The following is a 13,765-nucleotide window of genomic DNA, read 5'->3' on the forward strand; positions in this document are numbered from 1 at the left end:
AAACCTCCGTCAGACGATGCCCTCGGCGATCTCCGCCTCCTCGCGGGCGTTGCCGTAGGACTGCGGCGTGCCGTACGAGCGGCGGGCCACGTACCACCAGACGCTGGCGAGCACGAGCACCACGGCCAGGGCGATCACCGAGTAGTTCATCTTCTCCCAGGTGACCGGCGAGCTCTGCGGCAGGCAGAAGAGCACCGTCACGAAGGCCACCCACACCACGGCGATCCAGCCGATCGGCTTGCTCCAGCGGCCCAGGTTCCAGGGCCCGGGCACGAAGCGGTCGCCCGCGCGCAGCCGCAGCAGGATCGGAATGGCGTAGGCGGGGGTGATGCCGATGACGTTGATGGCGGTCACGGCGCCGTAGGCGGTCGCCGAGTAGAGCGAGGGCAGCGCGAGGACCCCGGCGACCACGACCGACAGCCAGACCGCCGCAACCGGCGTGTGGGTACGGCTGTTGACGCGGCGCCAGAGCGCGGAGCCCGGCAGGGCGTTGTCGCGGCTGAACGCGAATACCATCCGGCTGGCGGCGGCGACCTCGGCGTTGCCGCAGAACAGCTGGGCCACGATCACCACGAGCAGCAGCGCCTTGGCGCCGCCCTCGCCGAGCGCGTCGAGCAGGATCTGGGCCGGCGGGACGCCGGTGGCGGTGGCCTGGGTGCCCGCGTAGTCCTGGATGGCGAAGGTGAGTCCGGCGAGCAGCGCGAAGCCGGCGAGCCAGGACGCCCAGATGGAGCGGACGATGCCCTTGGCGGCGGCCACGGAGGCGTTGGAGGTCTCCTCCGAGAGGTGGGCGGAGGCGTCGTAGCCGGAGAAGGTGTACTGGGCGAGCAGCAGGCCGATCGCGGCGACGTAGAGCGGGTTGCTCCAGCCGGTGTCGTTGACGAACTCGGTGAAGACGAACTTCGCGGACTGGTGGTGGTCGGGGACGATCGCGAGCGCGCCGACGATCAGGGCGACACCGGCGAGGTGCCACCAGACGCTGATCGAGTTGAGCAGGCTGACCACGCGGACGCCGTTGAGGTTGAGCAGGGCGTGCACGAGCAGGATCGCCAGGAAGATCAGGAAGGTCGACTGGGCGGTGGGCTCGAAGCCCCACTGGAGGTTGAGGAAGGCGCCGGTGAACATCGCGGCGCCGTAGTCGATACCGGCGATGGCGCCGAGCAGACCGAGCAGATTCAGCCAGCCGGTGTACCAGCCCCAGCGGCGCCCGCCGAGCCGGTCGGCCATGTAGTAGAGCGCCCCTGAGGTCGGGTACGCGCTGGTGACCTCGGCGAGCGCGAGGCCGACGCAGAGCACGAACAGGCCGACGCCGGCCCAGCCCCAGAGCATGACGGCGGGGCCGCCGGTGCCGAGGCCGAAGCCGTACAGGGTCATGCAGCCGGACAGGATGGAGATGACCGAGAAGCTGATGGCGAAGTTGCCGAAGCCGCCCATGCGGCGCGCGAGGACGGGCTGGTAGCCCAGCTCTCTGAGCCGGGCCTCCTCGTCCCGTACGGCCGGTGGCGGCTTGCGTATCGCGTCGGTGGGAGCGGTGCGTGACATGCGTTCCTCCGGGGGGAAGGGGGGACGGACCGTGCCGTACGGGGGGGGTGGGCACGGCGTGCTGAAGGGCGCGGCGCCTCGGGTGCGCGCCGGAGGGGTGGGCGGGCGTCAGGGGCCGCCGCGGGCCGCGGGGCCGCCGAGGCAGCGCGCCCGAGCCCGCAGGAAGACCTCCTCGGCGGGGCCGCGCTCGTCGGGACGGTCGGTGCGGTACGCCCAGGGCTGCGGGGTCCAGTACGGGCCGAGGGCCTCGAACACCCGGGCCGCGTCGGGGAACTTGAGCGCGCCGTACAGGCCGTGCGCGAGGTGGCTGAGGTCGAGCAGGCTGGCCTCGTCGGTGGCGCAGAAGAGGAACCAGGCGTCCATGGCCCGGTCCGCGTCGCGTACGGCGTCCTCGGCGACCCAGTGCAGGTCGAGGGCGCGCTCGTGGCCGCGCTCGCGGCGGTAGCGCTCGACCCTGACGTACAGCGGAAGGGCGTGCAGGGCGGAGCCGACGGGTGCCATCGACGCCGCCCACTGGGCGTAGTTGACGGCCTCGGAGAGCGGCCCGGGGCGGCGCGCGTAGACGAACTGGAGCATCCGGTGGTGCGCCTCGCGGTTGTACGGGTCGCGCTTCTCGGCCTCGGCGAGCAGGCCCCAGGGGCCGGAGGGCAGCATCGGCGCGGGCGGCGCGGCGCGGTGCTCCTCCATGCACTGCTGGGCGTCGAGTACGGAGAGGGCGAGCCGGCACACCCAGGGCACGGGGTCGGCGGGGGCGCGGTCGGCGGCCTCCAGGCAGGCGGTCCAGGCCTCCTGCCAGAGTTCGCGGGTGCGCGGGTGGCCGGTGCGGTGGGCGCGGACGGCGCGTTCGACGGACACGCGCGCGTGCATGACGCCGGCGGCGGCGGAGTCGGGCTGTTCGATCCGCCAGGCCTCGACGACGTCGGTGCCGGCGGCGACGGCGGCGAGGACCTGGGTGCGCCGGGTCCAGCCGGTCCAGCCGGAGGTCTCGTCGAGTAGTCGAGCCATCGCCACCCAGCGCCCGGTGCGCAGCTCCTGGACGGCTCCGCGCAGGGCGTGGTCGTGGCCCGCCGGATGATAGACGGGCCGGAAGCCTTGCGCGGCCATCAGAAGGCAGGGCGGGGGGTGGGCGACATGATTCCTCGGTGCGGTGGCGGAGGGGGGTGGTCAGTCCCCCGGGGGCGTCCCGGCCGACCCGGCCGTTGATCGGCGATCACTATAGAGGTAGCCGGACGTGACCGATCCATTTTTCTCCGTGATCGTAAGTATCAAGCCAACGACCGAATTTGACTTGTGGTCAGCAAGAGGTCCAGACCTGACGCCTTCCCTCGGGAGCCCTTGACGCCGGGCTTCCACACCGACAGGCTGACCGGTTCCACGCTCAGGTTCGCGATCAAGGAACTTCAACCACCCATGAACGGCAGGGAGTCGCACACATGACGGGCCCGGTACTCGCCGTCGACCAGGGCACGTCGGGCACCAAGGCCCTCGTCGTCCATCCCGAGCGGGGGGTGCTCGGCACCGGCTTCGCCCCCGTCCACCCCCGCGCGCTGCCCGGCGGACGGGTCGAGGTCGACCCCGCTGAGCTGTACGACTCCGTGGTCGCGGCCGGCCGGGCCGCCCTCGCGGAGGCCGGCGAACCGGTCGTCGCCGTCGGCCTCGCGAACCAGGGCGAGACCGTGCTCGCCTGGGACCCCGCGACCGGCGCGCCGCTCACCGACGCCCTCGTCTGGCAGGACCGCAGAGCCGCCGGCATCTGCGCCGAACTCGACGCACAGTCACAGGAGTTGACACGGATCACCGGTCTGCCGGTCGACCCCTACTTCGCCGCCCCGAAGATGGCTTGGATCCGCCGCCATCTGACCGGCGCGGGTGTCGTCACCACCAGCGACGCATGGCTCGTACACCGTCTCACGGGCGCCTTCGTCACCGACGCGGCCACCGCGGGCCGCACCGGACTGCTCGATCTGGACACCCTCGCCTGGTCCGGCACGGCGCTCGACGCGTACGGCCTCGGCGGCGAGCGGCTGCCCCGGGTCGTCGACGCCGACACCCCGGTCGGCACCACCACCGCCTTCGGCCCGCGGCTCCCCCTCACCGGGCTGCTCGTCGATCAGCAGGCCGCCCTGCTCGCGCAGGACGTCACCACCCCCGGCAGCGCCAAGTGCACCTACGGCACCGGGGCGTTCCTGCTCGCCCAGACCGGGTCCGCGCCGCGCCGCAGCGACACCGGCCTGGTCGCCTGCGTCGCCTGGCGGCTCGCCGGCCGCACCGCGTACTGCCTGGACGGGCAGGTGTACACCGCCGCGTCCGCCGTGCGCTGGCTCACCGGCCTCGGCGTGATCGCCGGCCCCGAGGAGCTCGACCCGGTCGGCGGCGCCGTGCCCGACGCGGGCGGCGTCACCTTCGTCCCCGCCCTCGCCGGTCTCGCCGCCCCCTGGTGGCGCGGCGACGTGCGCGGCGCGGTCACCGGACTCGGCCTTGACACCGGGCCGGGCCACCTGGTGCGCGCCCTGTGCGAGGGCATCGCCGCCCAGGTCACCGAGCTCGCCGGGGCCGCCGCGGCCGACCTCGGCGCACCGCTCACCACGCTCCGGGTCGACGGCGGGCTGACCCGCTCGGCGCTCCTCATGCAGACCCAGGCCGATCTGCTCCAGCGCCCCGTCGAGGTCTCCGCGCTCCCCGACGCCACCGCCCTCGGCGTCGCGGCGGTCGCCCGGCTCGGCCACGAGCCCGGCCTCGCCGTCCACGAGGCCGTGCCCGACTGGAAGCCGTCCGCCGTGTACGAGCCACGGGTGTCGGCCGACGAGGCCGCCGAACGGCTCGGCCGGTTCCGGACGGCGGTGGCGCGGCTGCTCGCGGACGGGGAGGGTTCCGGAGGAGGGACCGCGTGAGCGTCACCCGGACCGGAGTGCTGCCGGACACCTCGGCGCCCGACGACGCGTACGACGTCACCGTGGTCGGCGCGGGCGTGGTCGGCTGCGCCATCGCCCGCGAACTGGCCCGCCATTCCCTGCGGGTGGCGCTCGTGGAGGCGAACGGGGACATCGGCGAGGGCAGTTCCAAGGCCAACACCGCGATCCTGCACACCGGTTTCGACGCCGTGCCCGGTTCGCTCGAAGCCCGACTGGTGCGGGAGGGCGGGCAGTTGCTCGCCGCGTACGCCGAGGAGACCGGCATCCCGGTCGAGCCCGTGGGCGCGCTGCTCGTCGCCTGGGACGAGCAGCAGCTCGCGACGCTCCCCCGGCTCGCCGACAAGGCCGTACGGAACGGGCACCACGGCACCCGCCCCCTGACGGCCGCCGAACTCTACGCCCGAGAACCGCACTTGGGTCCCGGCGCGCTCGGCGCCCTCGAGGTGCCCGGCGAGTCGATCGTCTGCCCGTGGACCACCCCGCTCGCCTATGTCACCCAGGCCGTGCGCTCCGGGGTCGACCTGCATCTGAACTGCCCGGTGGAGAAGGTCCGTCCGGGCGAGGGCGGCGCCCCGCACCGGCTCGTCACCCGGCGCGGCGTGCTGCGCACCCGCTTCCTGGTCAACGCCTGCGGCCTGTACGCGGACGCCTTCGACGCGCTGCTCGGGCGCGAGGACTTCACGGTCACCCCGCGGCGCGGCCAGCTCCTGGTCTTCGACAAGTTCGCCCGCCCGCTCGTCCGGCACATCCTCCTTCCGGTGCCGGGCCCCCTCGGCAAGGGGGTGCTGGTCGCACCGACGGTGTACGGCAACGTGCTGCTCGGACCGACCGCCGAGGACCTGACCGACAAGACCGCGACCGGCTCGACCGCCGAAGGGCTCGCGGCGCTGCGGGCCCAGGGCGGGCGGATCCTGCCCGCGCTCCTGGACGAGGAGGTCACCGCCGTGTACGCGGGGCTGCGGGCCGCGACCGGCGCCGAGGACTATCGGATCGCCGCCCATCCCGAGCTGCGGTACGTCACGGTGGGCGGCATCCGCTCCACCGGGCTCACCGCCTCGCTCGCCCTCGGCCGGCACACGGTCGGCCTGCTCGCCGACGCCGGCCTGGAGCTCGGCCCGGAGCGGCCGCTCGCCCCGGTGCGGATGCCGAACCTCGGCGAGGCCTTCCCCCGCCCGTACCGCGACGCCGGACTGATCGCCCGCGACCCGGCGTACGGCACGCTCGTCTGCCACTGCGAGCGGGTCACCCTGGGCGAGATCCGCGACGCGCTCGCCTCCACCGTGCCGCCCGCCTCCCTGGACGGGCTGCGGCGCAGGACCCGGGCGCGGGCCGGGCGCTGCCAGGGCTTCTCCTGCGGGGCGACGGTGCGGGCCCTGTTCGAGGAGGGCGTGCGATGAACTCCGGACACCGGCTGGAGCGTACGGCCGATGTGCTGGTGGTCGGCGGCGGACCCGCCGGCCTGGCCGCGGCGGCCATGCTGGCGGCGGCCGGCGCGGGCCGGGTGGAGGTCCTGGAGCGGGAGCGGGCGGCCGGCGGGGTGCCGCGGCACTGCGCGCGCGGCGGCTTCGGCGGGCTGACCGGGCCCGCGTTCGCCCGCCGGGCGGTGCGCGCGGCGGTCCGGGCCGGGGCCGTGCTCCGTACCGGCGTCAGCGCGACCGGCTGGGCCGGGCCGCTCAGCCTGGTGGTCACCGCGCCGACCGGCGTCGAGCGGATCACCGCGCGGGCCGTGGTCCTCGCCACCGGCGCGCGCGAACGGCCGCGCAGCGCCCGGCTCGTACCGGGATCGCGCCCCGCCGGGGTGCTGAGCACCGGCGAACTCCAGCAGTCCGTCGAGCTGTTCGGGCTGCGGCGGGAGCGGATCGGGCGCCGCGCGGTGGTCGTCGGCTCCGATCCGATCGCCCGGCACGCGGTGCGCACCCTGCGCCGGGCCGGGGTGCCGGTGGCCGCGGTCGTCGCCGACCGGCCGTACGGGCCGCGGCTGCCCGGCCCCGTGCTGCGCGGCGCCACCGTGCTCGAACTCGTCGGCCGGGGACGCCTGTCGGGCGTCCTGGTGCGGGGCGCGGACGGGCGCACCGGGCTGCTGCCCTGCGACACGGTCGTCTTCACCGGTGACTGGCTGCCGGATCACGAACTGGCCCGCTCGGGCGGGGTGTCGCTCGATCCGGCGACCCGGGGTCCGTCGGTCGACGGCGGGCTGCGGACACTCGTCCCCGGGGTGTTCGCGGCGGGCAATCTGCTGCGCGGCGTGGAGCCCGGGACGGTCGCGGCGGCGGAGGGCCGGGCGGCCGCCGACGCGGTGCTCGCCCACCTGGCGGGCGCGCCGTGGCCGGCGCCCGGCCTCACGCTGAAGGCTGCGGGCGCGCTGCGCCGGCTGACCCCCGGCCGCCTCCACCCCGGCGGCCCGGCGCCCACGCTGCTGCTACGCCCGGAAGTCCGGCTCGTACGACCCCTTCTGACTGTGCGCCAGGAAGGGCGGCTGCTGTACGAGCGCCGTCTGCCGGCCCTCCTCGAACCGCACCGCTCGCTCCGGCACCCCGCGGTATGGGCGCCTGACGCGGACGCGGCGGGCGGACCGGTGGTGGTGACGCTGACGCCGTAGCCTCTCGGGGTGGACGACAACACTCTGGACGCCGAGCAGAACTGGCTCGCCGACACCCGCACCTCGTACGACACCGTGGCCGCCGACTACGCCGACCTCGTGCGCGGCCTGCTCGACCGGACCCCCTACGAGCGGGCGATGCTCGCGCTCTTCGCCGACGCGGTACGGGCCTCCGGGGGCGGGCCGGTCGCGGACCTGGGGTGCGGGCCCGGGCGGATCACCGCGCATCTGGGCGGGCTCGGTCTGGACGTCCTGGGCATCGACCTGTCCCCCGCGATGATCGACGTGGCCCGCCGCGAGCACCCCGGCACCGACTTCCGGGTGGGCTCGATGACCGAGCTCGACCTGCCCGACGGCTCGATGGGCGGCCTGGTCGCCTGGTACTCCCTCATCCACGTCCCGGACGCCGAGCTCGACCGCACCCTCGCCCACTTCCACCGCGCCCTGCGCCCCGGCGGCCCGCTGCTCCTCGCCTTCCACGCGGGCGACGAGACCCGGCTGAAGACGGAGGGCTACGGCGGCCACCCCCTGCGCCTGCACGTCCATCTGCGCGAGCCGGAGCAGCTGGCCGGGCGGCTCGCCGCGGCCGGTTTCGCGGTGGAGGCGCGGATGACGCTGACGTCGGCGGAGAGCGCACTCGGCGCCCTGGTGGTCGCCCGGCGGGCCGCGGCCTAGCCTGAGGGCATGGCTGTCGTACGGACGGGCGGCGTCGACGTCGTCTACGCGCGGGCGGGACGCGGGCCGCTGCTGGTGCTGGTGCACGGCGCCGGGCTCGACGGGCGGATGTGGCAGCCGCAAGTCGAGGCGCTGGCGGACGAGTTCACGGTGGTGGCCTGGGACGAACCCGGGTCCGGCCGGTCCGGCGACCTGCCGCCCGGTTTCGGCCTCGCGGACTTCGCGCACGCCCTCGCCGCCGTGATCGAGGACGTCGGGCTCGGACCCGCGCAGGTCGCGGGTCTGTCCTGGGGCGGCACGGTGGTCCTGGAGCTGTACCGGCTGCGGCCGGACCTGGTGCGCTCGCTGCTGATGGTGGACACGTACGCCGGATGGAAGGGCTCGCTGCCGCCGGAGGAGGTGGCGGCGCGGGTCGAGGGGGCGCGGCGGATGCTCGCGGCGCCCCGCGAGGAGTTCGACCCGACGCTGCCGGGCCTCTACGCGGAGGGCCCGCCGGAGCGGTTCGCGGCACTGCTCGACGCCATGAACCGCGACGTGCGGCCGGAGACCATGAGCGCGCAGCTCTCCCTGATGGCCGAGGCCGACGAGACCGACCTGCTGCCCCGGATCACGGTGCCGACCCTGCTGCTGTGGGGCGAGCTGGACGCCCGCTCCCCACTGGAGGTGGCCCAGGCCTTCCAGGACGCGATCCCGCACGCCGAGCTCGTGGTGATCCCGGAGGTGGGCCACATGAGCAATCTGGAGGCGCCGGAGGCCTTCACGGCGGCGGTGCGGGCCTTCTGCCGCGCGCACGTCCCGGGCGGGGCACCGTCCGGGACGGCCGGCTGATTAGGCGGTCTCGTCCAGGAGAGCGGCCAGGCCGTCCAGGAGGTGCGGCCAGCCTTCGCCCATGCCCTCGATCGCCTTGCGCCCCATGGGGGAGTCGAGGTCGAAGCCGGCATGGGTGAGGAAGAGGCGGGTGCCGCGGCCCTCGGGGGTGAGGCGCCAGGTGATGGTGGTGTCGAGGGTGCCCTCGGCGAAGCGGTAGGCGAGGAGGCGTTCGGGGTCGACGTCGGTGACCTCGCAGGGCTGGAGGCCCCAGTTGCCCATGTCGAGGGTGAAGCGGTGGCCGACGACCGGCTTGATGTCGCCGGCCGCCCACCAGCGGGCGTGCAGCGCCGGGTCGGTGAGGGCGGCCCAGACCGCGGCGGGCGGGTGCGGCAGGAAGCGCGCGAGCTCGATGGTGTCGGTGGCGGGCTTGTCGGTCATGGGTGGTTCTCCTCGTCCAGCAGGTCGGCCAGGGCGTCCAGACGCTGTTTCCAGTAGTGCTCGAAGGGGTGCAGCCAGTCGCTGACCTCTTCGAGGCCCGCCGCCCTCAGGTGGTAGTAGCGGTGCCGGCCGCGCGGCTCCTCGCGGACCAGGCCGGCGACCTTGAGGACCGCCAGGTGTTCGGAGACGGCGGGGCGGCCGAGCTCGAAGAGCCCGGCGAGCTCGCCGGTGGAGCGGGGCCCCGCGCGGAGGGCTTCCAGCAGTCTGCGGCGCACCGGACTGGCCAGCACGCCGAACACGTCGGTGGGCATGCCGCCACGATACGTCGGGATTCTCCGACGCGTCAAAGATTTCCGACACGTCGGACGCCGAGGCGGGGGTGTGCGGGCGGGCCCACTCCGCCACACTGGGCGGTATGCCCGACAAGCGCAGTGCCGGACTCCTGCTCTTCCGCCGCACCCCGGACGGCGGCGCCCCGCAGGTGCTCATCGGCCACATGGGCGGTCCCTTCTGGGCCGCGCGTTCCGAGGCCGCCTGGTCGATCCCCAAGGGCGAGTACGAGCCCGACGAGGCACCCGAGGACGCGGCGCGCCGGGAGTTCGCCGAGGAGCTGGGGCTGCCCGCGCCGGACGGCGCGTGGCTCGCGCTCGGCGAGAACCGGCAGCGCAACGGAAAGCTCGTCACCGTCTGGGCGGTGGAGGCGGATCTCGATCCGGAGCGGGTGGTGCCGGGCACCTTCACCATGGAGTGGCCGCGCGGTTCGGGCGTGCTGACGGAGTTCCCGGAGATCGACCGGGTCGGCTGGTTCGGCCTCGCCGAGGCGGAACCGCTCCTGGTGGCCGGGCAACGCGTGTTCCTCGAACGGCTCGCCGCACACCTCGCCGGGGCCTGATCGGGCGGGCGCCGCGGGCCGCTTCACCTCGATTGTCAGACCCGTGCGAGAGGGTGGGATGAGACAGCCTCAGACCGTCGAGAGGGAGCCCGACATGACGCCCGTCACCGGCCGCGAGCGCGCGGCAGCGCAGGCCTATCTCCGGCTGCTCGAGTCCACCCAGGCCGTGCTCTCCGACCCGCGGCTGGAGCCGTACGCGGCGGCGATGCTGACGCACCCGATGGCGGAGGCCGACGCGGCGCTGCGGGACGCGGGCCTCGCGGGGAACGAGGCACATCTGCTGCGCCTGGTCGCGGCCTTGCGGGCCTCCCCCGCCGCGGAGCGGGGAAGGAGCGCGTAAGGGGGCCGGGCCGGTCAGCCGAGCCGGACGGGCAGGGCGCGCACGCTGTTGCCGACGAAGCTCGCGTGCCGGGTCAGTTCGGCCTCGGGGACCGCGAGGGCGAGGTCCGGGAAGCGAGTGAAGAGCGCCTCCAGGGCGAGGGTGGCCTCCATACGGGCGAGCGGCGCGCCCAGGCAGTAGTGCGGCCCGTGCCCGAGCGAGAGGTGCTTGACGGCCTGGCCGCGGGTGACGTCGAAGCGGTCGGCGTCGGGGCCGTACGCCTGGGGGTCGCGGCCCGCCGCCGAATAACCGGCGAGCACCGGGGTGCCGCGGGGGATCAGGGTGCCCTCGACGACGAGGTCGCGGACGGGATAGCGGAACGGGAAGTAGCTCACCGGGCTGTCCCAGCGCAGGGTCTCCTCGACCACGTCGGCCCAGTCCGCGCGGCCCTCCCGGACGTGCGCGAGCTGCTCGGGGTGCCCGCACAGGGCGCGTACGGCGTTGGTGACGAGGTTCAGGGTGGTCTCGTGGCCCGCGATGATCAGCAGCACCAGGGTGCCGATCAGCTCGGCCTGGTCGAGCCGGTCGCCGCCCTCGTCGCGGGCCGCGATCAGACCGCTGATGAGGTCGTCGCCAGGGGCGGCGGCCTTGTCGGCGGCGAGGGCGGCGAGCAGTCCGACCAGTTCGCGGTTGGCGGCGACGGCCTGCTCGGGGCCGATGTCGGTGGCGACCACCTGGCTGGAGAGGTGGTGCAGCCGGTCCTGGTGCTCCTCGGCCACGCCGAGGAGTTCGCAGATGACGCCGAGCGGCAGCGGCAGGGCGTAGTGGCGGCGCAGGTCGGCGACGCCGTCGCCGGCGCGGGCCGCCGCGTCGAGTCCGTCGAGCAGGGTGGCGGTCACGGCCTCGACGCGCGGGCGCAGTTCCTCGATCCGGCGCGGGGTGAAGGCCTTGCTGACCAGGGAGCGCAGCCGCCGGTGGTCGGCGTCGTCGGCGGTGGTCATGCCCTGCACGGTGGCGAAGGTGCGCAGCGGCCACCCCTCGGGTATGCGGCCCTCGGCGAGCGCGGTGAAGTGCCGGGCGCCCTTGGCGACGTCGGGGTGGGAGACGAAGTCGCGCAGGGCGTCGTGGCCGAGCACCGCCATGCCCTCGATGTCGCCGGGGAGCAGCACGGGGGTCACCGCGCCCTGGGCGAGCAGCCGGGCGTTGTCCGCGTGCGGGCAGCCGCCGGCCGGGTCCAGGCGGTGCGGCGGTCTGCCGTCGGGGGCGGCGTGCGGGGTGTTCACGGGCGGGGCACTCCTGACTGCGGAAGCGGGACCGGACGGTGGTGGCCCGGTCCGGTCACGAACGGTCAGATCCTAGGCTCAACCCGACCGCTTCCGTACGGAGTTGTACGGAGCTGCACCGACCCGGTCGTCGCCCGGCGTCGGCCCCGCGACCGCACCGCGCCCGCAGCGCCGCACTGCGCCCACCCCTGCCCGCGGTGCCCGCCCGTCAGGGCACCGGCTCCTCCACCGGGCCGCCGCGCGGCCGGGCGCGGCGGCCGTGGAGGGCGGCGAGGCCGCGGCGGGTGGCGGCCACCACGACCCGGTCGCCCGGGCCGAGGGCCCGGTCGCCGGGGAGCTCCGGGAGTGCGGCGTAGCGCGAGCGGTCCAGTGGCACACCCGCGTCGCCGCGCGCGATGACCCGCCAGGCGCCCGGCTCGAACGCCTCGGCCGGGGTGCGGCCCTGGAGCAGCGGGTGGTCGGCGACGTCGAGCGCGGCGAACAGCAGCACCCGCCGCTCGACGGGGATGGCGCCGAGCACCTGGCGGCCCATCATCGCCCCGGCGAACGCGGGCGCGGAGAGGTGGGAGACGCTGCGGCTGCGGGTGAGGGCGCCGGGGTGGACGGTGCGCAGGGTGCGGTAGACGGCGGTGGCGAAGTCGTCGTCGTAGAGGCGCAGCGCCACCCGCAGCCCGGGGCTGACGGAGCGGGCGTGCAGCGCGGCCTCCAGATTGGTGATGTCGACGCTGGTGAGGGCGAGCAGGGCGCGGGCGCGATGGATCCGGGCGGCCTCCAGGACGCCTTCCTCGGTGACGTCGCCGAGCACGATCGGCACCCGCAGCCGGCGGGCGAGCGCGAGGCCGCGGGCCTCGGGGTCGGCCTCGACGCAGACCACCGGGATGTTCATGCGGCGCAGCCGGGCGAGCACCCGGGTGCCGACCTTGCCCAGGCCGAGCAGCACCACGTGTCCGGAGAGGCCGCGGGGCGGGCGGCGCAGGGTGGTGGCGCTGCGCAGCGTGCCGAAGGCCTCCAGGAGCGCGGCGATCACCACGGGCAGCAGGAGCAGTCCGACGAATCCGGCGAGGATCTGGAGGAGTTGGCGGCTGGTGGGCTCGTCGACGGCCGGGTCGCCGATGGCGAAGACGTCGAGGAGGATCAGATAGGCCGCGTGCAGCGGGTGGTCGCCGGTGGTGAAGGTGGAGGCCACGGTCAGGGCGAGAACCGCGGCGACGACCCCGGCGAGCGACCAGCGCAGCCGCCGCGAGAACAGCGAGCCGACCGGAAGCCCGGACCCGCCGAGCCAGCCGGTGGCCTGCGCGGGCCCCTCGTAACGCACCGTTTCGAGCGCGACGATGCCGCGCCCGGTGGCGGCGGCGACCTCGGCGTCCCCGGGCAGCAGCCGCGGGCCCTGCGGCCCGCTGCGCTCGGAGCCCTCGCAGCCGGCCGGGTCGCTGGCCGTCGAGGAGAGCAGCGCGAGGGTGCACAGGCCGGGGTCGGCGACCTCGCCGGGCGCGGACGGGGTGCGGTCGACGGCGTGCAGCAGGAGCCCGCCCGCCTGGATGATCTTCTTGCTGCCGGCCACGGCGGTCGCCGCGAGCGCGGGCGCGGCGGTATCCGCGTCGGAGAGCACCGTGGTGGTGGCGTCCGGCTTCTCGGGGTCGAGGCCGGGCTCGGCCACGGCCGCCGCCTGGTCGAGCAGGGTGGCCAGGTGCTGGCCGAGGCGCCGGTTGTAGAGCCGGATGACCAGGCGCAGGCGCGGGTTGAGCCGGCGGGCGGTGAGCGCGGCGCGGATGTTGCGCTCGTCGTCCTCGAAGACCAGGGCGAGCGCCGCGGCCCGCTCGACGCCCGCGTCGAGCAGGGCCGTGTCGTCGGTCTCGGCGGTCTCCACGACCCGGATCGGCGGAACGTCCGGCGGTCCACCGGCCGCGCTCGCCGCCGGCGGGACCGCGGTGCGGGTGACGGCCGCGGTGACCCGCCCGAACAGGGCCATCGCCCGTCCGGTGCGCCCGACGGGCCGGTCGGGCGCGTCGCCGGGCCCGGGCACGAGCAGGGTGACCCGCGCGTCGTACATCTCGTGGAGTTCGGCCGACAGCCGGTGGGCGAGGACGTCGTCGCCGCAGACGATCATGTGCTCGGCGGGCGCCGGGGCACCGCCGGGGGCAACGGGCCTGCTCTGGTACGGGAGTGAGGACACGTCACCAGGATGCCCTGCCGCACCGACAAGCCGGCCGGGCGGGCGCACCGGGCGCACCGGGCGCACCACCCCCTTACCGGACCGCCCCGATCCGGCGCCGCCGTCCGACACGCCGTCGCCCG

The 13,765-nt window shown here is 75.3% G+C and carries 13 protein-coding genes; 7 read left to right on the forward strand and 6 right to left on the reverse strand.

Features of this window, described 5'->3' with window-relative positions:
• Positions 1–9 precede the first annotated feature (9 nt).
• Both KV205_RS12575 and KV205_RS12580 read right to left on the reverse strand, forming a co-directional pair.
• Entirely contained in the window at positions 10–1,542 is a 1,533-nt protein-coding gene (locus KV205_RS12575) for an amino acid permease (RefSeq protein ID WP_265864287.1), read from the reverse strand.
• A gap of 108 nt (positions 1,543–1,650) precedes the next feature.
• Entirely contained in the window at positions 1,651–2,646 is a 996-nt protein-coding gene (locus KV205_RS12580; protein WP_265864288.1) for a hypothetical protein, read from the reverse strand.
• 329 nt (positions 2,647–2,975) lie between these two features.
• Between KV205_RS12580 and KV205_RS12585 the strand changes: the two genes are divergently transcribed.
• The 5 genes from KV205_RS12585 to KV205_RS12605 are packed head-to-tail and all read left to right on the forward strand — an operon-like array spanning position 2,976 to position 8,556.
• Positions 2,976–4,433: an FGGY family carbohydrate kinase gene (locus KV205_RS12585; RefSeq protein ID WP_265864290.1), complete on the forward strand. Its 1,458-nt coding sequence runs from the start codon at positions 2,976–2,978 to the stop codon at positions 4,431–4,433.
• Complete coding sequence (locus KV205_RS12590; RefSeq protein ID WP_265864291.1) at positions 4,430–5,851, forward strand: FAD-dependent oxidoreductase; 1,422 nt, start codon at positions 4,430–4,432, stop codon at positions 5,849–5,851. The genes KV205_RS12585 and KV205_RS12590 overlap by 4 nt, the downstream gene beginning before the upstream one ends.
• The gene (locus KV205_RS12595; RefSeq protein ID WP_265864292.1) at positions 5,848–7,053 is read left to right on the forward strand and encodes an FAD-dependent oxidoreductase; all 1,206 of its coding nucleotides are present in this window, start codon (positions 5,848–5,850) and stop codon (positions 7,051–7,053) included. Before KV205_RS12590 ends, KV205_RS12595 begins: the two co-directional genes overlap by 4 nt.
• Before the next feature lie 9 nt (positions 7,054–7,062).
• A complete protein-coding gene (locus KV205_RS12600; protein ID WP_265864293.1) occupies positions 7,063–7,728 on the forward strand; it encodes a class I SAM-dependent methyltransferase in 666 nt (221 codons plus the stop codon).
• A 9-nt stretch (positions 7,729–7,737) separates the two neighbouring features.
• The gene (locus KV205_RS12605; protein WP_265864294.1) at positions 7,738–8,556 is read left to right on the forward strand and encodes an alpha/beta fold hydrolase; all 819 of its coding nucleotides are present in this window, start codon (positions 7,738–7,740) and stop codon (positions 8,554–8,556) included.
• Here the strand turns inward: KV205_RS12605 and KV205_RS12610 are convergent, their stop codons facing one another.
• On the reverse strand, positions 8,557–8,976 hold the full coding sequence (locus KV205_RS12610) for an SRPBCC domain-containing protein (RefSeq protein ID WP_265864296.1): 420 nt from the start codon (positions 8,974–8,976) through the stop codon (positions 8,557–8,559).
• Positions 8,973–9,287: a helix-turn-helix transcriptional regulator gene (locus KV205_RS12615; protein ID WP_265864298.1), complete on the reverse strand. Its 315-nt coding sequence runs from the start codon at positions 9,285–9,287 to the stop codon at positions 8,973–8,975. Before KV205_RS12615 ends, KV205_RS12610 begins: the two co-directional genes overlap by 4 nt.
• A gap of 104 nt (positions 9,288–9,391) precedes the next feature.
• Between KV205_RS12615 and KV205_RS12620 the strand changes: the two genes are divergently transcribed.
• Positions 9,392–9,868 carry an NUDIX domain-containing protein gene (locus KV205_RS12620; protein WP_265864299.1) on the forward strand — a complete coding sequence of 159 codons (477 nt, stop codon included), beginning with the start codon at positions 9,392–9,394 and terminating at the stop codon, positions 9,866–9,868.
• Between the two features lie 94 nt (positions 9,869–9,962).
• Positions 9,963–10,208 carry a hypothetical protein gene (locus KV205_RS12625; RefSeq protein WP_265864300.1) on the forward strand — a complete coding sequence of 82 codons (246 nt, stop codon included), beginning with the start codon at positions 9,963–9,965 and terminating at the stop codon, positions 10,206–10,208.
• Between the two features lie 14 nt (positions 10,209–10,222).
• On the opposite strand, the gene KV205_RS12630 is transcribed toward KV205_RS12625, so the two are convergent.
• Positions 10,223–11,470, reverse strand: coding sequence for a cytochrome P450 (locus KV205_RS12630; RefSeq protein ID WP_265864301.1), 1,248 nt, complete (start codon positions 11,468–11,470; stop codon positions 10,223–10,225).
• 208 nt (positions 11,471–11,678) lie between these two features.
• Positions 11,679–13,577, reverse strand: coding sequence for an NAD(P)-binding protein (locus KV205_RS12635; protein WP_265864454.1), 1,899 nt, complete (start codon positions 13,575–13,577; stop codon positions 11,679–11,681).
• Between the last annotated feature and the right edge of the window lie 188 nt (positions 13,578–13,765).

Origin of the sequence: Streptomyces sp. SKN60 (assembly GCF_026236535.1) — a bacterium.
Lineage (GTDB): Bacteria > Actinomycetota > Actinomycetes > Streptomycetales > Streptomycetaceae > Streptomyces.

Bases quoted from the DNA above. Each gene is read 5' to 3' on its own strand.
- KV205_RS12615 (WP_265864298.1), bottom strand. From the start codon at position 9,287: ATGCCCACCGACGTGTTCGGCGTGCTGGCCAGTCCGGTGCGCCGCAGA.
- KV205_RS12610 (WP_265864296.1), bottom strand. From the start codon at position 8,976: ATGACCGACAAGCCCGCCACCGACACCATCGAGCTCGCGCGCTTCCTG.
- KV205_RS12635 (WP_265864454.1), bottom strand. From the start codon at position 13,577: ATGATCGTCTGCGGCGACGACGTCCTCGCCCACCGGCTGTCGGCCGAA.
- KV205_RS12625 (WP_265864300.1), top strand. From the start codon at position 9,963: ATGACGCCCGTCACCGGCCGCGAGCGCGCGGCAGCGCAGGCCTATCTC.
- KV205_RS12605 (WP_265864294.1), top strand. From the start codon at position 7,738: ATGGCTGTCGTACGGACGGGCGGCGTCGACGTCGTCTACGCGCGGGCG.
- KV205_RS12580 (WP_265864288.1), bottom strand. From the start codon at position 2,646: ATGGCCGCGCAAGGCTTCCGGCCCGTCTATCATCCGGCGGGCCACGAC.
- KV205_RS12575 (WP_265864287.1), bottom strand. From the start codon at position 1,542: ATGTCACGCACCGCTCCCACCGACGCGATACGCAAGCCGCCACCGGCC.
- KV205_RS12585 (WP_265864290.1), top strand. From the start codon at position 2,976: ATGACGGGCCCGGTACTCGCCGTCGACCAGGGCACGTCGGGCACCAAG.
- KV205_RS12595 (WP_265864292.1), top strand. From the start codon at position 5,848: ATGAACTCCGGACACCGGCTGGAGCGTACGGCCGATGTGCTGGTGGTC.
- KV205_RS12620 (WP_265864299.1), top strand. From the start codon at position 9,392: ATGCCCGACAAGCGCAGTGCCGGACTCCTGCTCTTCCGCCGCACCCCG.